At 54.1% G+C, this 24,029-nt stretch carries 20 protein-coding genes; all 20 read left to right on the top strand.

Features of this window, described 5'->3' with window-relative positions; all coding sequences use genetic code 11:
- The first annotated feature begins 179 nt into the window (after positions 1–179).
- Positions 180–398: a hypothetical protein gene (locus RSB01_RS05335; RefSeq protein WP_332620044.1), complete on the top strand. Its 219-nt coding sequence runs from the start codon at positions 180–182 to the stop codon at positions 396–398.
- Between the two features lie 173 nt (positions 399–571).
- The gene (locus RSB01_RS05330) at positions 572–940 is read left to right on the top strand and encodes a hypothetical protein (protein WP_332625142.1); all 369 of its coding nucleotides are present in this window, start codon (positions 572–574) and stop codon (positions 938–940) included.
- An 18-nt stretch (positions 941–958) separates the two neighbouring features.
- Positions 959–2,467 (top strand): portal protein, encoded by a 1,509-nt coding sequence (locus RSB01_RS05325; RefSeq protein WP_332625141.1) that lies wholly within the window; start codon positions 959–961, stop codon positions 2,465–2,467.
- Positions 2,464–3,300: a hypothetical protein gene (locus tag RSB01_RS05320; protein ID WP_332625140.1), complete on the top strand. Its 837-nt coding sequence runs from the start codon at positions 2,464–2,466 to the stop codon at positions 3,298–3,300. The genes RSB01_RS05325 and RSB01_RS05320 overlap by 4 nt, the downstream gene beginning before the upstream one ends.
- Positions 3,301–3,522: 222 nt before the next feature.
- Positions 3,523–4,482, top strand: coding sequence for a phage capsid protein (locus RSB01_RS05315; protein WP_332619931.1), 960 nt, complete (start codon positions 3,523–3,525; stop codon positions 4,480–4,482).
- Positions 4,483–4,571: 89 nt separating this feature from the next.
- Positions 4,572–5,180, top strand: a complete 609-nt coding sequence (locus tag RSB01_RS05310) for a hypothetical protein (RefSeq protein ID WP_332619929.1) — start codon at positions 4,572–4,574, stop codon at positions 5,178–5,180.
- Positions 5,177–7,369 (top strand): hypothetical protein, encoded by a 2,193-nt coding sequence (locus RSB01_RS05305; protein WP_332625139.1) that lies wholly within the window; start codon positions 5,177–5,179, stop codon positions 7,367–7,369. Before RSB01_RS05310 ends, RSB01_RS05305 begins: the two co-directional genes overlap by 4 nt.
- Before the next feature lie 55 nt (positions 7,370–7,424).
- On the top strand, positions 7,425–7,937 hold the full coding sequence (locus tag RSB01_RS05300; protein ID WP_332619927.1) for a hypothetical protein: 513 nt from the start codon (positions 7,425–7,427) through the stop codon (positions 7,935–7,937).
- A gap of 13 nt (positions 7,938–7,950) precedes the next feature.
- Positions 7,951–8,412 carry a hypothetical protein gene (locus tag RSB01_RS05295; RefSeq protein WP_332619926.1) on the top strand — a complete coding sequence of 154 codons (462 nt, stop codon included), beginning with the start codon at positions 7,951–7,953 and terminating at the stop codon, positions 8,410–8,412.
- Positions 8,412–10,592, top strand: a complete 2,181-nt coding sequence (locus RSB01_RS05290; protein ID WP_332625138.1) for a M23 family metallopeptidase — start codon at positions 8,412–8,414, stop codon at positions 10,590–10,592. The genes RSB01_RS05295 and RSB01_RS05290 overlap by 1 nt, the downstream gene beginning before the upstream one ends.
- A 23-nt stretch (positions 10,593–10,615) precedes the next feature.
- Entirely contained in the window at positions 10,616–14,569 is a 3,954-nt protein-coding gene (locus RSB01_RS05285) for a hypothetical protein (protein ID WP_332619575.1), read from the top strand.
- A gap of 12 nt (positions 14,570–14,581) precedes the next feature.
- Positions 14,582–16,708, top strand: a complete 2,127-nt coding sequence (locus RSB01_RS05280; RefSeq protein ID WP_332619574.1) for a phage tail fiber protein — start codon at positions 14,582–14,584, stop codon at positions 16,706–16,708.
- A 65-nt stretch (positions 16,709–16,773) separates the two neighbouring features.
- On the top strand, positions 16,774–16,986 hold the full coding sequence (locus tag RSB01_RS05275) for a hypothetical protein (protein WP_332619573.1): 213 nt from the start codon (positions 16,774–16,776) through the stop codon (positions 16,984–16,986).
- Positions 16,974–19,289, top strand: coding sequence for a shufflon system plasmid conjugative transfer pilus tip adhesin PilV (gene pilV / locus RSB01_RS05270; protein ID WP_332625137.1), 2,316 nt, complete (start codon positions 16,974–16,976; stop codon positions 19,287–19,289). The genes RSB01_RS05275 and pilV overlap by 13 nt, the downstream gene beginning before the upstream one ends.
- Positions 19,286–19,738: a hypothetical protein gene (locus RSB01_RS05265; RefSeq protein ID WP_332619571.1), complete on the top strand. Its 453-nt coding sequence runs from the start codon at positions 19,286–19,288 to the stop codon at positions 19,736–19,738. The genes pilV and RSB01_RS05265 overlap by 4 nt, the downstream gene beginning before the upstream one ends.
- A gap of 231 nt (positions 19,739–19,969) precedes the next feature.
- Positions 19,970–20,248 carry a hypothetical protein gene (locus RSB01_RS05260; protein WP_332619570.1) on the top strand — a complete coding sequence of 93 codons (279 nt, stop codon included), beginning with the start codon at positions 19,970–19,972 and terminating at the stop codon, positions 20,246–20,248.
- Positions 20,249–20,286: 38 nt separating this feature from the next.
- Positions 20,287–22,035, top strand: a complete 1,749-nt coding sequence (gene terL, locus RSB01_RS05255; protein WP_332619569.1) for a phage terminase large subunit — start codon at positions 20,287–20,289, stop codon at positions 22,033–22,035.
- Between the two features lie 89 nt (positions 22,036–22,124).
- Positions 22,125–22,592, top strand: a complete 468-nt coding sequence (locus RSB01_RS05250; protein ID WP_332619568.1) for a hypothetical protein — start codon at positions 22,125–22,127, stop codon at positions 22,590–22,592.
- A gap of 102 nt (positions 22,593–22,694) precedes the next feature.
- Positions 22,695–23,288: a hypothetical protein gene (locus RSB01_RS05245; protein WP_332619567.1), complete on the top strand. Its 594-nt coding sequence runs from the start codon at positions 22,695–22,697 to the stop codon at positions 23,286–23,288.
- Between the two features lie 443 nt (positions 23,289–23,731).
- On the top strand, positions 23,732–23,980 hold the full coding sequence (locus tag RSB01_RS05240) for a hypothetical protein (protein WP_332619566.1): 249 nt from the start codon (positions 23,732–23,734) through the stop codon (positions 23,978–23,980).
- Positions 23,981–24,029: the final 49 nt, after the last annotated feature.

Genomic DNA, 24,029 nt, shown 5'->3' with positions numbered 1-24,029 from the left:
AACCCAGCCGATCAAATCAGCGCTGGATTCCTAGCGTGTGTCGCGATGGCCCAAGCAGTCGGCCTTGATCCGTATGAAGAAGTAACGCGGTCCCTCAGAATGATGGAACACGCGGATGCCCCGCATACTGTGCACGTCGCCGCGATCAAGGATTACGCCCGTAATGAGATCACCCGCCGATGATGATCTTTGACTTCAATATCAATCCGCTCATTCGCTCGGTTCAGACCCGCGAAAAAATCGAGATGGCTCAAGCTTGGCTAGATCAACAGGGCATCGCTCACGACTTCACTACGATGATTGTCGTTGAACCCGACATTACCGAGATCGCCCTTTTTCGTTTCGAAAATCTCGATGACCTCTCTGACTTCCAGATCGAGGTGATCGATGACCAATAGACACCAACCCACGGCCCGCGACACCCGAGATAAAATCCCGCTCTCGACGCATGAGTTGGTCGATTGGCTAGAGCGGGTTTGTCCCGAACCTCGCCCCCACCCCACTCAAACCCCAGAGCAGATCATGTTCGAAGCCGGTCGAAGATCGCTCGTTCTGATGATCCGAGCGGAGTTTGAAAAACGCAAAAAAGGAGAATGAAATGTGCATCGGCGAAAAGCCAAAAATCGCAGCCCCAGTCGCTGCAAAAGACCCAGCCATTCTCCGCAACCCCTATCTCGATGGCCTTGATCCCATTCTCAGAGCGCGAAGTGGTGGCGTTAGATCGCTGACTTTACGCAGAGACGGCTATCGAAAACCCGCTAGACCATCACCTATCACGCCACCCCTGACTGGCAATATCGGTGGTGGCACAGGCGGCTCAATGGGCCGCAATGAAGCGCAAGGGCTCGGTCGGTTCGGGCAAATGCTCGACGCAGTTGAGGCAAAGAATGCCTCAGACAAACAGAATTTTGCGAACAACCTTTTCGCGATCAAAAAATAATAAGGATTCCAACTACGCATGAAGAACGCTGCAACGCGGTTTTCCGCGATGCAAACCTCTCGTTCTTCTGTCTTGGACAAAGCGCGACAAGCATCGCGTCTGACCATTCCGTCCCTCATTCCAGAGGACGGACAAAACGAACACCACACTTCAACACAGCCTTACCAATCGGTCGGCGCACATGGCGTTCGAACCTTGGGTTCGCGCCTACTCACGACGCTCTTCCCGACCTCTGTCCCATTCTTTCGTCTTGAGCTCGACGCCTTCGCCGCAGCCGAGATTGAGCGCGACAAAGCCTCCACCGACTCCATCCTTTCACAGGTCTCGGAGTCTACCGCCTCTCTGATGGAGGAGCTCAAGGTGAGGCCGGTAATGGCCGAAGTCATGCGCCATCTGATCGTCGCTGGTAACGTGGTGATCCACTTCCCATTGGATCGCGCCCCGAAATTGTATCGGCTTGATCAGTTCGTTTTGCGCCGGAACCAAAACGGCGAATGGATGGAGATCATCCTTCAGGAGAAGGTCTATCCTAGTGCTTTGAGTCAGGAAATCCGCGACGAAATCGGCCTCAAGTTGGACAAGGAAAAGACGGAACAGCTCATCGACATTTACACCGTGGTTGTCCGCGAAGATGGCAAAGTCATCGAGCATCAGGAAGCGAACGGGAAAGTCATCTCGAGCACGAAGGGCGAAAGCCCCGCCGACAAATCTGGCTGGCTTGCTCCGCGCTGGCTAGCTGTGGCGGGCTCAGATTATGGCCGTTCGTTGGTCACAGAATATTTGGGCGATCTGCTCTCGCTGGAAGACCTCAACCGTTCGATTGTGGAGTTTTCCGCCATCGCTTCTCGCGTGGTCAATCTCGTTGATCCAAACTCGGTCATTGATCTTGCGGAGCTCGCCTCGGCTAACTCAGGTGACTACCTTTACGGCTCGGCCAACGATGTAACCGCCCTCGCACTGAACAAATCGCAGGATTTTGGTGTCATGCGCGTGGTCGCTGAATCGATTGAAGAGCGCGTCAGTCGCGCATTCATGATCCAGAATTTCCGGCAGGCCGAACGAGTCACGGCGGAAGAGATACGCGCACAATCCGAAGAGCTAGAGTCGGTCCTTGGTGGCACGTTCAGTGTCCTCGCCAGTGAACTGCAAGAGCCCGTCGCCAGTCGATACCTCTATATCGCGGAACGACGCAATCTGATCCCGCCAATCCCATCGGGTATCAAGCCAAAAGTCATCACAGGTCTCGCGGCACTTGGCCGTGCGGCAGAGGTGAACAGGCTTCGCGCCTTCATCTCGGACGCCTCCACGATGCTTCAGAATCCGGCAGTGACTCAGCACTTCAACGTGTCGTCGCTACTGACTCGGCTTGGTGTCGAGCACGGCGTCTTGGGTCTGACCGACCTACTGAAATCCGATGAACAAAAAGCAGAAGAACAACAACAAGCCATGATGCAGCAGGCCGCAATGTCGGCTGCACCGCAGATCATGGACGCGGCTATGCAGTCCGCAACACAAGGAGATGAATGACAAATTCGCTAGAGGCCACAGAGGCCGATAATACTTCTATTCCAGCATCAGCCCTACCCACAGGGATGACGGTTGAAGCCTACCGAGACAGCCTGACCTCGACCACCGAGACCGGCACTGCTCGACCAGATAATATCCCAGAGAAATTCTGGGACAGCGCGACTGGCACCGTCCGCACGGATGACCTGTTGAAATCCTACAGCGAGCTCGAGACGAAGTTCCGTTCGCCTGAAAAAGTCGAAGACGAAACGGTCAAGTCCGACGAACCTCGCACCGATTTGAAGATCGAGAAGGCCGAGGACAAAGCGTCTGACGAACCGCAAGCTAATCCTATCACGACCACGTTTGAATCGTTCGCCCAGCGCTATGAAGAGACCTCAGGACAAGTCACAGAAGACGACATCGCATCGATTGTCGCTCTTGGTGTGCCAGAGAATATCGTTGCGAACTATCTAGCGGGCCTTGAAGCCTTGGCGCGTGAATCGTTCGGCAGAGCCTACACCGTCGCTGGTGGTGAAGAGGCCTTCAACGAAGCCACCGCGTGGGCGGTTAAGAACCTCTCAGATGCCGAAATCGAGAACTACAATTCTCTCGTCGAGAACGCGAAGACCGCCTCCACTGGCGTCGAATGGCTGATGTCAAAATACAAGGCAGCGACCCCGCAAGAGGGTACTTTCGTTCAGGCTCAAGCCCACTCTTCGACCGGCGATATCTTCGCTTCTCGTGACGAGATGGTCGCAGCGATGCGATCTGAAAAGTATCTCAACGACCGCTCGTACCAACGAGAAGTCGCTGAAAAAGTCGAACGCTCCAAGAGAGCGGGCGCATTCTAAACCCATAAGTCCACGCCGCCATTCATTGGAATGGACGCATGGCCGCTACTCGACGCGATAGCTCGATGACCGCTCAGGCGGGCGGCTGGTGAAAGCCCAGCCCAACCCTTTCCAATCAACTCTAAAGACGCGACTGCTGCATTAGCGGGCCGGATTAAATCCGCACAACCCCATCCGCACGGCTTCCGAGAGTTGATCCGATCAACTTTCAAAAGGAGGCCAATGGCCAATTCTATCCCTTCTAATCCCGGCTTTAAGGCTGGCGGCACTGCCGGAAATATCGACCTACTACTCGACCTGTTCGGTGGAGAAATCCAAGCTGCGTATGAGCGCATGACCGTGATGCGCGACAAACATCGCGTCATCAAAGTCGAAAACGGCAAATCTGCACGCTTCCCGCGCGTTGGTATCGCAGAAGCGAAATACCATGTGCCGGGCACTGAAATTCTGGGCGATCAAATCCCGCATGATGAGATCGTTCTGACGCCCGATGACAAGCTTATTTCTAGCGTCTTCGTCGCGGACATCCACGAGATCATGAACCACTTCGACGTGCGTGCGGAATACACTCGCCTGCTCTCCGAAGCGATTGCGGTTCAATACGACCAGAACGTAATGAGAGCCGTGATCAAGGCTGCTCGCACCAACGATTTGCTCGGTGGTCCTGTTTCCTCACCAGTTCAAGTCGCCGGTCTCGACACCGACGCGACCAAGCTTTTCAAGGCCATCTCGGACGCGAAAATGCAGCTAGATATGAATGGCGTTCGCGTTGATTCTGAACCCGTTTATGCGCTCCTAAAGACCGCGCAATGGTATCTGTTGGCTCAATCGGACAAGAATCTAAACCGTGATTTTAACGGCGGTGATGCAACTATCCGTAACCACACGCTGACCACCATCGACGGCGTTAACATTGTTAAATCGAACATCTGTCCTTGGGCTGATGACCGTACTAACCTTGATATTCCAGCCCGCTATCGCATCGCAACCAACACCACCGTCGGTGCAGTGTGGACTAAGGATGCCGTTGGTACCGCAGAAGTCCAAGCGATGTCGGTGCAGACCGAAGAGCAAATCCGTAAACAAGGCACTTTGATCGTTGCTCGTCAGATGTCCGGCACTGACACCGTTCGTTCGAGCAATGCGGTTGAGCTTCGCACTGGCGCACCAGCCACGACCTAAACCGTCGAACCGAAACTACCTTTCGAAATCCCATAGGCCGTTCCTTTCGAGGAGCGGCCTTTTTTTCATCCCCATAACCAAGGAGGCCGATGACCAACTACGCCAATCCGATGACCGAACTAGAGGCGGTCAACTCAATGCTGATCGCTATCGGCCAACTGCCCGTAAATGCCATCACTCCGCAGCTTCAAGATCAGAACGTGGCGCTGGATGAATTGCGCAAAGTGGTCCGTGAGCTCTGCCTACATGGCTTCCACTTCAACACCGACGACAACTACCTTTTGATCCCTGACGCTGAAGGTCTGATCGCTGTGCCGACCGGCGCTATGACGGTCGATCCGATGGATAAAAGGCTCGATTTTATCCAGAAAAAGCATCCCACCAATGCAGGTTTTTACATCTGGAATCGCGACGACCACACGTTCCAATTCATCGTTTCGTTCAAGGCTCGCATTAAATGGTCGCTGACGTTTGAAGCCCTGCCAGAAGCCGCCCGCGCATACGCTGTCGCCGCAGCTTCGCGAAAGTTTCAGGCTCACGTCATTGGTGATCCGACCGCAGACCGCTTCAACCAAGAGGCTATGCAACGCGCTTGGCTGACCTTGCAGCGCGAGGAATCCGGCACTGCCGACCACAACATTTTCACTGCCAATGCCGACCTCAGAGCTCGCCTTAGCCGCCGTGGGGTGCGCAGATGAGCCTAGTTGTGAAATCCATCCCGACCCTCATCGGCGGCGTATCACAGCAGCCCGCTCACGTCCGTTCATCAGACCAACTTGAGAGCCAAACAAACGGCTGGTCGAGCATAGCGCTGGGACTATCCAAGCGAGCCCCTTCAGAATTAATCAAACGCATCCTCGACACAAACACCACCGACGCATTCATCCATACGATCAATCGTGATGTGGTTGAGAGGTTCGTCGTCGTGATCGCTGATGGTCGCATCCGCGTCTTTGATATGTCGGGCAATGAACGCACTGTCCGTGCCGCTTATGGCTGGGAATATCTGGATGGCGTGACCCGCTTTAGCGAGGACATAAACGCCACCACGGTTGCCGACTACACCTTCATAGTGAACCGCAAGAAGACCTGTCAGATGGCCGCGATGGGCGCAGATACACAGCCCGACGAGGCCTATCAAATATGGCTTAATCGCAGGATTGGTCAGGACACAAACGGTGATCCTTTCGGTCCAGCCGAGCGTTATCAATACCCCCCAAACCCTGTCATCGCGGCACTATCTGGGGTGGTCCAACGCTTCGACAAGCTACCAGAAACGGCCAACGAGGGCGCGGTCTATCGCATCACAGGCGACGAGAGCACCGGCTTCACCAGTTATTATGTTCGCAGAAGTGGTGGTGTCTGGGATGAATGCGTAGCCCCCAACCAGATCAACGCCATCGACTATCGGACTATGCCCCACGCCCTCATTAGTGAGATCGATGGCAGCTTCACCTTTGCCCCGTTCAGTTGGGCTCCAAGACGAGTTGGTGACTACGACACAAACCCCGATCCGGCGTTCATTGGACGGCCTATCACCAAGGTATTCTTCTATCAGAATCGCTTGTCATTTCTGGTCGATGAAAACTGCGTCATGAGCGTCAGTGGCGATTTCGGAAACTTCTGGAGGATGACGCAACTCGACTATCTCGAGAGCGACGTGATCGACATCGGCGCGACCTCAACTCGCGTATCCAGACTGATCGACGCGACCACGCACAATGACGGAATCCTCCTAACCTCGGATCAAACGCAATTCTCGCTAACCAATGGCGAACTAGGTGTAACCACGGCCTCCCTTGCGATCCGTCCCACCACCAATTTTGCAGTCAACGCGAGGGCCGGTCTTACACCGCTAGGCAGCGAGATTTATTTTGCAGTTGAGCGCAACGGCCACGCCATGATCCGTGAATATACGAGACTGGCAGGCTCCGACGCTACAACCGCAGCAGACGTAACCGCGCATTGCCCCAGATACATTCCGGCGGGCGTTCACCAGATCGTCGCAGCGGATGATCTCTCGACGCTTTTCGTTTTGACCGATGGAGCTCCATCGTCAGTGTTTGTCTATCAGTTTTATTGGACTTCATCAGACGAGAAAGCTCAGTCGGCTTGGCACGAATGGCAGTTCGCGGAAGGCTCAAAAGTGGTCAGTGCGGCATATCTGAATGGCGATGTATATTTGATCATGGCGCATTCCGATGGCCTATATCTTGAACGCATAGAGCTAGAGCCAGCGGCTAAGCCGGTTCAGGCAGACAACCAAATCTATATCGATAGACGAACGGTAATCCGTGGGGTCTATGATCCCGTTGCAGACCTGACAGAGTTCGTTCTCCCTTACTTGCCATCGACGCAAGATGGCTTCCGATTGGTAAGATCGAAGGGGTTCACTAGTCAGGCCGAAACCCTGATCGATCCCGACACCTATCGATGGATCGCACCGACCGTCATTGGCGTCATCGGACAGCATCAAACTGCCGATGTTCTTGCAGGTCAGGAGTACGATTTCTCGTTCGAGCTCTCGACGCAATACGTTCGAAACAGCCGTGGTGAAGCCATCACGACAGGCCGCACACAGTTGCGCACGATGTCCATTAGCTACACAGGGACGGCCTTCTTCTCGACTTCAGTTTCTCCATATGGATTGACCCCGAACGTGGAAGAAGTCTTGCCCGCGAAGCTGGCCGATTTTACCGGCAAAGTCCTCGGTAGTGAATCGTTGAAGCTGAACCAACCCGCTTATCATAGCGGGTCATATCGCTTCCAAATCTACGGGCAGAACACCAGCGCGAGGATCAAGATCAGCAACCGGACACACGTCGCTTGCACCTTCGTTCACGCAGAATGGGAAGCCCAATATCACAACCGTTCGAGGACGATTTAATCCGACATAAGGGGGGACATAACGTCCCCCCTTTTTGTTTAAATACAAGGAACACATGATCCATTTTCACGACCTCTCGGGGGAAACCAACGAACAAATCTATGACTGGATTGTCGAGATAGCCTCGGACATTCGCTCGGCAGATGCTGACGAAATCCGTGCCACGAATCCGTGCCTCGCTATTGGCGATCCCGACTTTGTGCGTGTCCTCATGATGTCGGTCATGGTGAGCAATCTCGCCTTCGTCATTACCAAATCGGACAAACCATTTTGCATCTTCGGTGCAGGGCCGGATGACACAGGCGATGGCGTAATCTGGATGATTGGCACGTCCGTTTTGGAGCATGATCGGGCAGCAAAGATGGCAGTCGGCAGACAGACCAATGCCGTGATGGAGCTCTTCTTGGCGTTCTGGCCGCGCCTCCACAACCACGTTGATGCTCGCAACCAACAGTCGATCATGTGGCTACTCAATGCGGGCTTTGGGATCGAGAACGTCGAGCTCAAACACGGTCGCGAGCAGCGGCCATTCTACCTCATATCTAAAACAAAGGAGCCGCATGTGTGATCCAGTGACCATCATGACTACCCTCGCAATTGCGAGCACCGCCACCTCTATAATTTCAGAGGTTCAGTCGGCCAAATATCAGAAGGCCGCAATCGACCAGCAGCTATCGACGCAACAGGCGCAAATCCTCACAGCCGAAACCGCAGAGCTAAACGAGCGTCAGAGGACTGCTCGCAAAGAAGCCGCTCGAGTGAAAGTCGCGGCGGGCCAAGCCGGACTAAATATCGGCGGCTCCGTCGAAGCGATGCTTCAGGATTCTCTCATGCAGAACCAACTCGCTCGAGAGCGAACTCGCCTCAACGCAGAGTCCCAACAGCAGTCAGCCGTTGCCGACGCAAACTCTGCCTACTCACGTATCGAAGAACCAACCGTCTTGGGCGCAGGCCTCCGTCTCGCGAGTGCAGGAGCACAAGGATATTACTCGGGCAAGTCCATGAAACTTAGCCAGAAGAACGCTTCGAAAGGACCAAAATAATGGCCGACTTATCAAGAGGAAACCAACGCCGCCAAACCCAAGATCGCATTACCGAAAACCGCGATGCGGTCATGCCGACCCGCAATGAAACGCGAGTGGCTGATGTGCAGGTTCGTGCTGACGTTCGCGCTGCATCGCGTGGAAACGGACAGACGCAGGCGATCAATCGCTTCTTCGCGCAGTTGGAAGGGGCGACACAGGCCTATTACCAACACGATCTCCAAGATCGCAAAGACAAGGCCGAGATCGCATACAGCGATGGCGTATTCGATGCCTCGACTGGCGCAGAGATGGACCCTGAACAGGCCGAAGGCGTGGCTTACCAACGTGCATATTTTGGCACCGCCGCAGCCGCTCGCCAGACCAAGTTTGAGACCGAAACGCAGCAAGAACTAGCGCGTATGGTTGAGTCGGGTGCGACGGTTGAAGAGATCGAAACCTTCACTGTGGAATCGACCAAGGCGTTCATCGAAGAGACCAGCGATCTGTTCGAACAGCCAGACGTTCGTGAGCAAGTCGGCACCCGACTTTCACGTTGGACCAACGAGACTTCTGGCCGCGTGTCGGCTGTTATCAAAGATAAAACCGACCGCGAACTTCTCGACCTCACGACTTCCGAAATCCAAGCCAGTTTGGCGCGTGGTGATGACTTCGACTTCATCGCAACGGTGGACAGTCTGGTGGCCGGTGGTTTGAGCCGCGACAAGGTGCAGGATGAAATCGTGAACAGCATCGGTGCCTATGCGCTGAGGACTGGCGATGTGTCTGTGCTGGATCGTCTCGATGACGTTCGTCGCCCCTCGGATATGGCGGAAGAGATCGAACTGGCTCGTGTGAATGAAGCCAATGCGCCCGCTGAACTTTCGACTGAACCCATAACTGAACCCGTATCCGAACCCGCCCCCGCGCCGGTTCAATCCACATGGGTAGCGCCGGTTGATATGTCCCGTATATCGAGCGGATATGGCAATCGCAAAGCCCCACTCGCTGGAGCATCTACGAACCACCAAGCCCTCGATATTGCAGTGCCGATTGGGACACCTGTCGCGGCTCCCGCAGCGGGCAAAGTGACATTCGCAGGCCCACGAGGCAGAGGCGGAAATAGCGTCATTATCGAACACGCCGACGGGACCACCACCGGATACGCACACCTCGATTCTATCGACGTAAAAGTGGGTGATCAGGTCGCCCAAGGGGCCATCTTCGCCAAGTCTGGAAACACCGGCAACAGCACTGGTGCACACCTTCACATGACCGCTCGTCGCAACGGACAGCGCATCGATCCACGCACCATAATCGGCACCCCTGCCCCCGGATCTTCGACTCCAACGGCAGAGGTCGAAGCTGTTCAAGTGTCGGGCGAAACCACAGGCATTCGTCCTCGTGCGGCGGGCGCATCCGTCCTGACTGCAAACCAACAAGTCAAACTAATGAACTGGCGATCCCAGATCGAAGGCGAGACCGACCGCCGACAAGAGCGCGAACGCCAAGAACAAAAGGAAGAGCTCACCATCGATCTCTGGTCGAGAGCCCAGAATGGCGAAGACGTCAGCGATATCATCGAGGCAAACGTCCGCACTGGCGTCCTCGAAGTCGGTGAAGGCATGACCATGACAAACGCTTTCAGATCGCTTCGTGACTCAGAGCTCGAAGGTCAGGCGGATGAGGATTTAGTCCTCAGATATGCAAGCCGTTTCGCAGTCGCAGAACCCAACTACGCCGGTATTATGGCGCAGTTGGATCGCGACTATAATGCTGGAAAATTCGGTACTGGCCGTGCCGCGACCCGCGAATATCTCGCATTGAAGCAAAGAGCCGCGAGCGGTTCACGATCATCAAACTCTATCCCGCCAGAAGAACGTAGAGCCGCTACGGTGGCTCGTGGCTACGCTGCATCTTCGTTGTCGTACATTGCAGGCGAGAATGCCACGCCACTACAGCGCAGATTGCAAGCCGAGGCCATGATCGAATGGGAAACCAAAGTCGCTGGTGGCATGGCACCGCTGGCTGCTGCTGACGCTGTGATTGCTGATTACACGCCCCGCTTTAACGTCAGACAATCTGCCCCCGCAGGCACCGCGACACGACCAGTCGGTCAAAGCAGACCTGCGAACAGCGGCGCACAATCTAACCAAACTTATAACTACGTGGCGGGCCAAGGCATGGTCCCAACCTCATAACGAAAGGCTAAATGAGCATAACTGTGACCGGCCCCTATGGGTCAACTTTCAACTTTCCAGTCGGAACATCTCAGGCTGAAATGACCCGCGCACTAGATGTGCATTATGGCGCAACGCCAGAGGCACAGCGTAATCGGATGTCGGCCACTACAGCGTTGACACCACCCGCTCCAAGGTCTGCTTGGGATCGCCTGAAGGACAACGCTGAAGAGTCATTTAACAACTCATGGATGGTGGCTGGCTGGCGTCGTGGTCGTGCTGATGCGGCAGAATATGGTCGTCTCTCACCTCGCGAGCAGGTCCAATATAATGCCGATCAGGCCAAACAGATCGAGCTCAATCCGGCTCGTGTCCTTGGCCGAATGAGCGGAGGTTTCGAAGGCATCTACAACGCCGTCACTGGAACCGAAACTCTCTACCAGACCACTGACGCAGCCACTGAAAATGAAATCCAACGCCGTGCAGAATTCCGCGCTGTCAGTGAAGCCGATCCTTGGCACAATGCCGGTGACTCGGCTGGTGACAAAGCCCTGCATGGTGCTGCTGCATTCACCGGCATGTTGGCTCCGGCACTGCTCGATCCCACCAGTTATATCTCTGGCGGCTCAACGACGTGGGCCAGAATAGGCACTCAAGGCATGATAGCGGGCGGCGTTGACGCCCTCGCTCAGTCGTCAGATGTCGGTCTGGTTCAAGAACGATATAACTACGCTCAGACCGCAGTCGCTGTCGGTGCGGGTGCTGTCCTCCAAAGTGGTTTCGAAGGTCTGTCTGGCGTCTTTAAGAGCCGTGCTCTCAGGACCAAGCAGCCTGAAAATCCCTCGCTTCGTGGCGAGACGATCAATCTCGATCAGACATTCAAGACCGAGCTAGACACCCACGACGCGATCAATGTCCCTGCCTTGTCTCGTGACGAATGGACTAGCTTCAAGCCTCAAAAAATGGGGCCGACTTCTGACCTTCCAAAGTCAAACATTCCTGCCCTCTCTGAACCACAGCCACGCCTAAAAGATCCAAAGGTTGATGGCGCAGATGGCCCTCGAATGGATAGCCCCGAAGCCAATCCAAAAGCCGATGATCCTTGGAATGGCGTTGATTGGGGACTGGCTGGATCACCAGAGAGAGTCAGAGCCGCAATGGCGCATCTCGAGCGCCTACGTCAGTTCGTGAAGCCGGATCAGGTGGAGCAATTCGTCCGTTGGCTAGGCCGCGAAACCATTGAAGTTTCCGAGGATGCCTCCCACTGGAACAAGGACTTCTTCGACTTCGACAAACTAGCCTCGGACCCTGATCGCTTTGAAGAGCTCGCTAATGTCATGGCCGATATCTTCCGGCCTATGTACGATGCAGCGGGTGATGCGGTTCAGACTTGGAAGTCCGTAAGGGATCGCCAATCGACGTTCGGGATCACCATATCTGATGCGATTAAAGCGCACAGCGACATCACTGGTGAATCTGGCGCAGCGGCTAAAATCCACGCTCTAGAAACGATTGCGATCCAGCACACCGACCATCTGATGAAATCGATTCAGAACGTCGAGTCCAAGCTCAGAACTGGCACCATCTCTGCCGACGAAATCGCAGACATAGCCACGCAGTTACAAGCCGCATCTATGTTCGATGCGATGGCTGCTGGTGCAAAATCAGAGATCGGTCGCGCCCTTAATATCATGAAGATGTCGAAGAAACGCGCACGTCTGGTCAATGATATCCAAGACCAAATGGATGCCCTCAATGAGGCGATGGGTGGCGGTGCCGGTGATGCTGCGAAGATGGCCGACGCACTCAAGAACCTAGCAGAGGCTGGCAAGAACGGTGGCGCTCGTGGTCTCCGTGACGAGCTCCGCAAAGTCCGCGCATTGGGATGGGATGATTACGTCTCGTACTACATGGTGTCGGGTTATCTCTCGTCACCAGCGACTGCCGTTCGTAACGCTATCGGATCGGTTCTCCACGCCACGATGACCATCGGTGAGCGCTATGTTGCGGCCTCCGTCACCTCCCCTGTTCGACAAGCTTTGGGTGGTGGTAATGCATCGCTAGAGCGTGTGACTTTCAGAGAAGCAAACGCATATCTGTTCGGCATCCATCAATCCTTCATGGACGCCTCACGCGCAGGTTTCAAAGCCTTCCGCGATGCACAGACCGTGACCGATGCGGCCAACAGCGTTGGCCTCTACAACCGTGCGGTGCCTTTTGAATACAATGCTAATCGCAAAACGAAATGGAAGAATGACGGCCTTCTAAAGAGCGTTCCAGACATGCTCGGTGTGGGGATTTTCGGAACCCTTCGAACGCTTGGAATCCGCCCATCCCTAGGTATGGACGAGTTCACTAAGGTCATGACACGACGGATGCAGTTAAACGCTCTGTCGGTTCGTGAAGCCTCATATCGCTCAGCCCGATTGAAGGGCAAAGATGCAGAGAAGGTGTTCACTCGCACCATGAATGCCATCCAAGAAAGGCCTACTGCTGAAGCACTATCTCAGGCTCGCGCTGACTTCGATCAGGCTGGTATGAAGTGGGATGCAAACCAAGCCTCGTCGTATGAAGGAGACACCCTTCTTCAGGATGCAGCAGACGTATTTGCGGCCCTCGACATCCACGAAATGATCGATGATTACGCCCGCCTGATGACGTTCCAAAACACCGGCCCTACGCTCGAGAAATTCGAAAAAGCTATCGGCAGTGTGAAGCTCTTCAAGGCTTTGTATGTCCCGTTTCTTCGTACCCCCGTTAACTTGGTCAGGGCGGGCATGTTCGATAGAAATCCTGTGCTGGCCGGTCTCATGAAAGAGAACCGTCAGGCGTTCGGGAAATACCTCGAGGCCATGAACGGTCTGGATAACTCGCTCACTCGTGGTGGTGCAGAAGCCGACATCGTTATGGCCCGCATGACCGTGGCGGTGGGTATGATGGGGACAGCCGCGATGCTGTTTTTGAATGGCGATCTGGTAGGAAAGCGCAGTCCAGCGGAAGAAGAAGACGGCATTAAATCCTATTCAATCAGGATTGGGGGCCGCTGGATTCAATACTCCACACTGTCGCCGGTCGCGGAACAGCTAGGCATGGTGGCGGATATGATGACGGTCTTCCGCGACTACGATATCGATGAAGATGGAACGTCTGGCATCGCGGGTGGAATCCTATCGGCTCTGGTCAATAACATCGTCAACAAAGCAGCCCTGCAAGGGATCGGTGATTTCTTCGATATGCTTGATCCGGCCTATGCCGCGACTGATGCAAATCGTGGTGAAATGACCGGAAAAGAAGTCGCGAAGAAAGTCGCGGGTTCGGCCATCCCATCCATCATTCGGAACTACGCATTCAGCGAAGACCCAGTGATGCGCGAGGCACATGGATTCCTCGAGCACATCAAAGCCAGCTTGCCGCTGCTATCTGAATCGGTTGCTGAACGTCGCGATTGGCTAGGTCTGCCAGTGCTCCGTAAGGACAAAGACGATGGCCTGTTTGAAGCCCTAGTCCAGCCTACTCGTATCTCTGAAAGATCAACAGATATGGTTCGCCTCGAGGTGTCCGCGTTGGCTGATGCGGACCCCGAACTACGCATCGCATCACGTCCCGCCAGACGCTTTAATAACCAGTCCATCACCCCTCGCGAACATGCTCGTGTTCTCGAAATTCAGGGTCAGGTCTGGCGTCATCCCGCCAATGGAATGAACATGCATGAAGCCCTCACTGAGCTCGTGATGAGTGAAGAATACGCCTCATGGGGTGATCCTCAACGTGCCGCCACGATCAAGAAAACCGTTACCGATTACGGCAAATGGTCACGGCAAGCCATCAAGCGTGGCGACTACCCCGAGCTCAGAGAAATGGTGAACCGAACGGGTGGTGCAGAAGCCGCCGAGACCGGCCTTGAGAAGGGCTGGAACGAGAGCCAAGTCGAGAACCGCGCCCGCCGATATGGTGTCTCAGCAGACGGCATCGATGCGCTCGCAGGTGCACTTCAATAACAGATCGGACGGATGGGCCTTGGCCTGTCCGTCTCTTTCAAGAAAGGAATGATGAGTCACAAAACCAGAACACAATACATAGTCCAGCAGGACCAGCGAGAGTTTGATCTCGCGGTTAATTATCTCGACCGCAGTCATATCGTCGTGAAGCTGAACGGCATCATGGCCTTTTACGAATGGGTCAGTGATTCACGCATTCGACTGGCACAGCCGGCTGTGTCGGGATCGATACTTTTGATCCAGCGCGTAACCCCAATCGTGGACCCCGCCGTGACCTTCCACAACGGCTCAAACCTGACAGAGCAAGAGCTCAATCGGGCTGTGCTGCAACTGCTCTATCAGATGCAAGAGCAGGACGACATTCTCAGAGGTTCACTCGATCAGGCAATGGTGCGATTGGGCGACAATCTCGGCGTGGTGACATCGCCAGAAGCTATCGTGGACGAGCTCCTTCGCATCAGCGAACTTGGCGACGATCTCCTCAACCGATTTAGAGATGCGCTATCCTCGATTGATCTGAATGCTGGCGAAATCATCGATCAGGCATTCCGTCTAAATAATCTAGCGGCTGTCGTGGACTCGTTGGCAAACCTCGATGACGGAACAGGCCTCGCGACGGTCATTCAAAATGAAGCTGATCAGCGGGTCGCCGGAGATACCGCGCTCGCAAATACGCTGGCTTTGATCGGTGCCAAATCGTCCGATAACCTGTCCTTCATCCTCGACACCAATAAGGTGAAAGCCAGTCCCAGCGAGACATTGGCGCAGCGCTTCAACGCCATCTATGCCGCGAATGCGAACGCGTTGTCGCTGATCCAGAGCGAACAGAATGCGCGTGTTACTGCCGATGATGCACTCACCTCGAGGCTTGATACACAAGGCTCAAGGATCGGTGCAGCCGAATCCGCCATCGTAAATGAGAGCTCGACTCGAGCCACGGCTATTGCGGCTGAAGCATCAGCGAGACAATCGCTGGCTACTAAGGTCAATGCGAACGAAGCGGCTATTCAAAATGAACAGTCGGTGCGCTCAAACGCAGACACGGCATTGGCTCAAACCATCGCCATTATGGGTGCCAAGAATACCAACGGAACCGCATTCGTCTTGGATATGAATAAGGTTCAAGTCGGTGGCGGGCAGTCACTGGCTACGCGCATGAGCGGGATCGATACCAGTCTTGGCAACAATGCCGCTGCCGTGGTGGCCGAACAGACCGCTCGGGTGAATGCCGTGAGTGCATTGTCGCAATCGCTTTCAACGGTCCAGAATACCGTGAACGGCCACACAGCATCGATCACAAGCCTGACTCAAGTGACCAATGGACTGAACCTAAAACAGGGCATTTCGCTCAACAGCAACGGCCACATCACCGGCTATGTCCAGCACAATAATGGAGCATGGGGATCGTTCAATGTGGTGGCAGATGAGTTCGGGGTCACGGCACCCAATGGCGGCAATCCGATCAAAGTCTTTAGCGTCGTCGCGGGCAAAGCTCGCTTCAATGCCAACGTCGAAATCTATGGAAATCTGCTCGTCTCAGGCACGATCAACAACAGCAAACTGACCAACGACACAGTGACTGGTGTCGAAGCCGCATATAACTCTGGCACCATCAACCTGACCAACTCCACGCCATCGCGCATTCACGGCCTCTGGATCAACGTCGAGAAATCCAGTTCGCCAGTCGATATCGACTTCAATAGTTGGGCCACATTCACGCACAACGCTGGCGGTTCATTCACCGCGACGGTTCAACTCGTGAGATCGCGAGGCGAGACCGGCGGGACCGTCATCTCGAGCTTCCAGATATACGGCTCCGGCATGGCGAACGATGTATGGCAGGGACCAATCCCTGTGCGCTTTCTCGATAAGCCGAACGGCTCCGGTAACTGGCATTATTACGTCCAGATATATTTCAACGTCAGCAACATGACCACGCAATCCGTAACCGCGAGATATGGAAAACTGACCGAACTCAAGAACAACACGAGCAGCCTTGGAACCGGCACCGGCAATGGTGGCGGTGTAGGTTCTGGTGGCGGGGGCAGTACCGGCGGCGGAGGTGGTGGATTTGAACCGCCCGACCCCGGCGGTGGCGGTGGTGGCGGCGGCGAAATCGAACAGCCCATCATCACATAGACGACTTATAGCCAGCCTTAACGGGCTGGCTTTTTCTTTAAATACAACACAGCCAAAGGAGCAAAATGACCCAAAAAATTACCGCAGCCGAGCAGTTTCAAAACCTCATCGCTCAAGAGAAGGAGCTCATGGCAGGCCTCGCAGGTCTCATGATTCAAGTCGAAGAAACCAAGATCGCTATCTCGACAATCAGGGCCGCCAAAGAAGGTGCAGAGCTCGGATTCAAAATAGCTCAAGACAGCCAAGCCGCAATCGAAGGAGGCGAATGTCAGACATAACCGCATCCACCAGCCAGCAAATCCGAGACCTAATCAGGAAGCAAAATGAACAACACATTCAGTTGGCTGATTGGCTCGGCGGCACCGCATTGGGTGGTCCAAACGCTGACGGTCGGTACCCACTCAGTGATGGCCTCGGCAGGACCACGCTAGTCCCCTCGCCTGCCAGTTTCGAAGACCGAGTGAGCGGCCCATCCGGCCAAGCACTAGATGCTATGTATGCCTCCATCACTGCCCGAGATAACGCCCACGCGAGCGAGCTCGAGGCGACGGTCCAAAGACAACTCGCAGAAGCCGCTAGAGGTGCAGCAGTCGATGCTCGCAACCTCGCGCAAGAGCATCGCAACCACGCTGGAACACATGAGGCCAACGCACGATATTGGGCCGAACTGGCCGGACTATCGGGTCAAGGATCGAGCGAAGATCGCGAGACAGTTGAACGTCTGGCGGGCGAAGTTGCCATTAACGCATCCGACGCTGCTCAGGACGCGGAAGACGCAGCGTTCAGTGCAGCACTAGCGGCCACCTTCGACCCATCTTTGTATGATCGCAAGGCCGACACACTCGCGGCTAGTCGATTGACCGGCGTGATCGATCCGGCTCGTATTCCCATTCTTCCATCCCAAAAGCAGTTTGCATCGACGGGTGGTCTTGTCGATCTCACCACGGGTCAACAGAACGAAATCGGCCAAGGCTCTATCGTCACAACCACCGATGGACGCAGGTTCGTCTATTCGGGGAGTGGATCTAAAACGGTCGAGACGAGCTATGTCGTGCTGGCCGATGTGACACCGGATTGGTCGAACATCTCGGACAAGCCGTCGTTCTTCGCCTCAAATATTGCCAACGTCAGCGGTCTTCAAGCGGCTCTGGATAGCAAGGCTGGCACCTCAGGAAACCAAACCATCAATGGTAACTTGACCCTTAACGGCACAGGTTATGTCGCGATGTATCTCGATGGTGCAGCAGGTTCCAATCAAGAGATTATCTGGAGACAAGGAGCCTCTAACCGTTGGTTGATGCGGTCAAACGCATCGCCGGAAAACGGTTCTGACGCTGGCTCTAACTTTGAGCTGATTGCCTACAATGATGCGGGAGTGAGCAAAGGTGCGGTGTTCAACATCGCCCGTAACACGATGATCCCAAATTTCATTCACGGGCTTTCGGTAGCGGGAAGTCCAGTCGCTACGCTGACGGGCGGTAACGACTTCACAGGCCCGCACACGATCAAAGGCGTCATCTCAAGTCAGAACGGCCTTCTCATCGAGACCGCCGGAAACGTGACGAACAACGATTATGCGCTCGGAACCGAACTGGTAATCAGCAGCTTCCAGCCCCGCATCATGTTCCACGACCGCTCTACCAATGCCAAGCACATGATCCAGCACTACAACAGTGGCGCTATGCGCTGGATGTACGACACCGCTGGTGATGGCCTCCACAGCGATGAACTGATGAAGCTGCAATCGAACGGCACTCTGGTTTTGAAAGGATCACAGGTTCTAACTGCAATAACGGGACTGGAAGCGGCCACAAACAAGTGGATAACCGACGCCACTGGATTACCTCGACTTTGGTTCAGCAGCAGCAACGGTAACTCATACTACCGTGGCACCACACACGAATGGCGTAATGTCGATGACACAGGCATCCTTTGGCTCGCCGCTACAGGCGCAGTCACGTTCAAGCATAACGTATGGCACACCACAGAGGGCGGTAAGGCTAAGCTGTATTTCCAGTCCAGCGACGGTCTGACGATCCTGCGAGGAAACGGGTTCAGTTTCCGCAACGAAGCAAACACTGAAGTCGCGAGCGTCGGGAACGGTGGCAATATCCACGCGGGCGGCGAAATATATTGCGGCAATGCTGGCTGGTTCAGGGTTACTGGATCAAACAAAGGCATCCACTGGGAGCAGCACGGCGGCGGCTGGTTCATGCAAGACGCATCTTGGATGCGCGTCTATGGAAACAAGGGCATCCTCACGACCGGCACCGTCCAAATGGGCGCATTCACCGTTACCTCTGATCGCCGTATCAAGACTGACTTTGCACCTATCCTGAACCACTCAGAGATCATCGATCAAACCAAGGTCTATGAGTTCACAAAAGGTGGCCGACGCCAGCTTGGCGTGATCGCTCAAGAGGCTCAGCAAGTCGTCCCTGTCCTCGTGAGTGAAGGTGGCGAAATGCACACCGATGGCACGCCTTTGCTAACCGTCGATATGACCGGATATATCCCGATCCTCATTGAAGAGGTGAAGGGATTGCGTGGCAGGGTGGCCGAGTTGGAGGGTCAGCAATGATCCCTCTGACTGGCCCTTTCACATCAGAACAAGTCCGCTCAGAGTTTGCTCTCACTATCCCAATGAGCTCGGCACAGATCGCAGCAAAAGCTGGCCTGTCAGGTCAATGGACGAGCGACCAACTACGCGGCAAATCCGGCGTCACAGTAAGTGTATATGGCTTCATGGACACCGTATCCATGGGCGGTATGAACCGACGAGACCAAGGGACATTCACTGTCACGGTCACTGGTGGCACCGCCACTGCCTATAGCTGGTGGGTCGATGATCCCTACGGCCAAGTCTGGGCCTCGTCCGCGACCGCCTCGGTGACCGTCACAGGTCCGTCCTATCGAACCGATGCATTCACACATTCGTCCGACATAACAGTCAACTGCACCGTGACCGTGAATGGTCAAAACTACACCGCCTCTCAAGCATCCAGCTACACGTTTGGCGACCTCAACTAACCCCACAACGAAAGGCATAATGTCTGAAAACAATACACCTCCCGATCACACTTTCCTGCTCGGCCAAATAGACGCAAAGATCAAAATGATCTTGGAAATGCTCGAGCGAACAAACGCTACATTCGCAGCCCACGAGACCCGCATACGAGCCCTCGAGCATGGGCGATCATGGCTAATTGGCGCAGCCGCTGTAGCGGGCGCTGTAGTCTCATTTCTGGTGAAACTCTTCATATGAGTCGCGCATCAGAAGCCGCTCTCGATGCCTTGCACGGACAAGTCGCAACCATCCTCAGCGAAGAGCTAGATCGGGCATTGGCTCGATCACAAGCTGATCCAGAAAATGAAAACAAAGCCGTCTCTTCGGCCCTCTTGAGTCAGGCGCTTAAGTTCCTCGCACAGGCCGGTGTCACCGCCCCTGCCGCATCCCAGCGTCGTGAATCTGTAGCCTCACGATTGAAAGAAATCGGCGTCGATCCCTCAGCCGAAGTCATCGACATTTTTAAACACTAACTAAGCGGCGGTCCTCGTGATCGCCGCGCAAAGGATACATGGATGAAACCCCAGAGAGGTCATTTGAAGACCACCTAAAATCCGACTTCACGATATTCGTTCGCTATGTGTGGAAGGAGGTATTGCACCTCCCACCACCGACACGAACGCAACTCGACATCGCGGAATATCTGGCCGGAAACGGTCAGAGAAAATGCATTCAGGCATTCCGAGGTGTGGGGAAATCATTCCTCACGTGCGCCTATGTGGTCTGGTGTCTTTGGAACGATCCGCAGAAGACGGTTTTGATCGTCAGTGCGGGTGAAAAAGGCGCAGCAGACAACGCCACCCTCATCAAGCAAATCATATTGCATGAAGCCGGTGATGGCCTTTGGGATCACCTCATACCGGCTCGAGATCAGCGTAGCTCAACGCTCGCATTCGACGTTGGGCCTGCACTCTCAAACAAGCAGCCAAGCGTGAAATGTCTTGGCATCACCGGCCAGTTGGCGGGCAACCGTGCCGACATCCTGATCGCTGACGACGTTGAGAACCAACGTAACTCTGCGACCGAGGATCAGCGTGACAAGCTACGCCACGCCACCAGCGAGTTTGGCAAAATCATCAAGCCAACCGAGGATGCAGAGATCATCTATCTGGGTACTCCGCAAACCGAAGAGAGCATTTATAGCGATCTTCCTGCGCGTGGTTACGGGGTAAGGATTTGGCCCGCTCGATATCCGCTACAGTCAAAGATAGCCAACTATGCGGGCCATCTGGCACCGATGATCGCGCTGGATATCGAACGGTGCGGCACCGTCTGTGATCCCTCCGGCCTATCATTGCTCGGTGGTCAACCCGTCGATCCCGCCCGCTTCACAGATCAGAAGCTTCTAGAGTCGGAACTCGACGGCACCGCCGCAGAATTCATGCTTCAGATGATGCTCGACGTGACGTTGAGCGATGCCGAACGCTTCCCACTCAAGACCAGCGATTTGATCGTCATGGATGTCGATCTGGACCGCGCTCCAATCGCGGTTTCGTATGCGTCGAATGATGAAAAGCAGATCAGAGACTCGGCACTGCCAAACGTCGGTTTCACTGGTGATCGGTTCTTCTCGCCGTTGAATGTGTCAGAGCATTGGACCGAATATACCGGCTCCGTAATGCACGTTGACCCCAGCGGTTCGGGCAATGATGAGACGGCTTATGTGGTCACGAAGTTCCTGAATGGACGCATCTTCGTAAGCGCTTGGGGAGGGATGAGTGATGGCACCAGCCCCGCGACATTGTTGAGACTGGCCGAGATAGCCAAGGAGCAGAAAGTGAACAGCATAGTGGTCGAAGATAACTTCGGTGACGGGATGTTCAGACAGTTGCTGACGCCGATTGTGATCGGACTTCACACTTCGAAATGGCGATGTGGCGTCGAAGGGATGAAGGTCCACGGTCAGAAAGAGAAGCGTATCGTTGGCGCTATCGAACCCGTCTTGAAACAGCACAAGATCATCATGGATCGAACCGTCCTAAGGAACGATTTGAAGTCTGATCGTGTCAGGAGTGGCGTCTATCAGCTAACCCATATGACGAGTCAAAGAGGAGCGTTGAAGCACGATGATCGCATCGACGTACTGGCGATGGCGGTTGATTATTGGAAGAGCAAACTTGCGGTGGATCAAGCTCGTGCGGAAGCGGAGCATTTGAAGAAACTCGATAGGGAGTTTGAAAAGCGCTTCTTCGCTGGGACTGCCGTGGCCCAGCTATTGAATAAGGATCGCGGGCGTGGGCGTGGAAGGCCTATGCGTTAGTTATGTGACAGCTACATCTAGAACGTCATCATTTTAAATGGCAAAGATATTTGACCCATTCCACATGAGAATTTTGCAGAACATTTAAAATGCCATCCAAAAGCGAACACCTTCTAGAACAGGCATATGAAAAATATGTCGAAAGCCTAAAGCAAGAAGAAAAAAGAGAACGCGACAAACTTGCAGAACGCGGGGAAGTTCTTCTTGAACTGATACATCAAGATGATGAAACTAACTCAAGAGAAGATTTCGACAAAACATACAAGTCTATCAATGAAACTCTAAATTCACACGGCGTATTATTTAAGCAAAAATTTCTAGCATTAGATAGCATAGACGCAATCGGTGGCGCGTTACCAGAATATGTCATTGCTTTAAAAACAGTTAGCATACCCGCATCAGCGGCATTTGCTCATATCTTGGCCACTTGGATCAAAGCAAAATATGCTCGAAAAGTACGTTTGAAAATCGGAGAGCTAGAACTAGAAGCGGAAAAAGTCGAAGATATTGAGAAAATGATTGAACTAGCCAAAGATTACAAATCAAAGAAAAAATAATCTAAGGCGTAACGCGAGATGGCCGTCTATCCATTTGAGTGAGCTTGGCCATAGAGTGGACCAGTGTTAGGTGTCCCAAAAGACCGAGGATTAGGGGGCTGAATGTCGTATTTGAATAACGTCAAGCGTGGCGCTGGTGCGACTATGCTCGCTCAAAAGTCCACCAGCTACGAAGCCCTCGACGGCGGTACGATAGCGAGAGGCATCCCGTCCCACACGGTGCGCGACTACTTCCGCAAGTACGGAACGATGCTGAATCGTTTCGACTACGACGCAGAATATAATATCTATTACGGGTATGTGCGGACGTTTAATCGTCCAGAGTTCCTGTCCTTTGTCGCACTCAAAGATGGTTACGCCATCATTGTAAGCTATGAAACACACATGGACGGCATTTACGGTCCAGACGCATGGGAACTCAGAAAGCACTTTGCAGACAAATGCTTCCTAAAGGTTCGCTTGAAGGCTTTGACATTCTTGCCACCGCCACCGCCACCGCCACAACCGGCACAAACCCAAATAGCTCCCCCGATACCTAATAAAAAATCTGGGCGTGGCTGGATCATACTCGCTGTGATTTTATGCCTGATCTTAATCCCTGTTGCGATTTTCGGCGTCTATGATTCATACCGAAATGAACAGGACTATCAGCGGCAACAGCGCGAGCGACTAGAAGAGCTACGCCAACCGTTTTAGGGTCACTCATCCGAAGTCCCGATTATACGTGCGCGCGCCTGCGCCACCCCCCGTGGGGGGTGCCTTCATCATGCCGCCCTATCCTGCCCTCACCCTTTCACAGACCCTCTATATAGATCGCCAAGCAACTCAAAGTTGATTCCGGCGCTTTCGTTTGGATGATCGCTCGCTCAAACCCTTACTGTGATTGAAAAGGAATCCCACCACATATGGGATTCCATCATTCGGCGTGATGATGCGGGGGATCGTCGGGTGACGGTTGAGGGAATGATTACAAGAAAAAAAGGCCAGTCTGATCGCAGTGATCGGGCTGGCCTTTTTTTCGTTCTTGTATTTGACCCTGCGTTTTTAAAATTGTTTGTGTTTAAACAAAGATTGCGCTTGACGAACGATTGCTTGCGTTAAGGCAAAGATTCATTCGCTTTAACACAAAGGATTTGATCATGACTGACAAGCTTGCCGCCGCCGTCGCATTCATCCAATCGTCGAACGATCCAGTGATTTGCAAGGCCACTGGATACACAGCCGCCACGGTTCCGCACACTTGGGATATCGAGCGGCTGTCTCGCTTTCTTCGCGAAGAAGCTCGCCTGTTTCATCGTCGTGGTGAGAACCTGACCATCACTCTGTGCCGGATCGATGGCGAGCAACATGTGCTCACATTTAACCCTGCCGCATGGGCTTTCGTTTAATCAATCTTCGCTTTGACGCAATCTTTTGGATAACAACAATGACCGCAAC

Origin of the sequence: Brevundimonas sp., assembly GCF_036659295.1 — a bacterium.
Lineage (GTDB): Bacteria > Pseudomonadota > Alphaproteobacteria > Caulobacterales > Caulobacteraceae > Brevundimonas.
This window is presented reverse-complemented; position numbering and strand designations above follow the sequence as displayed.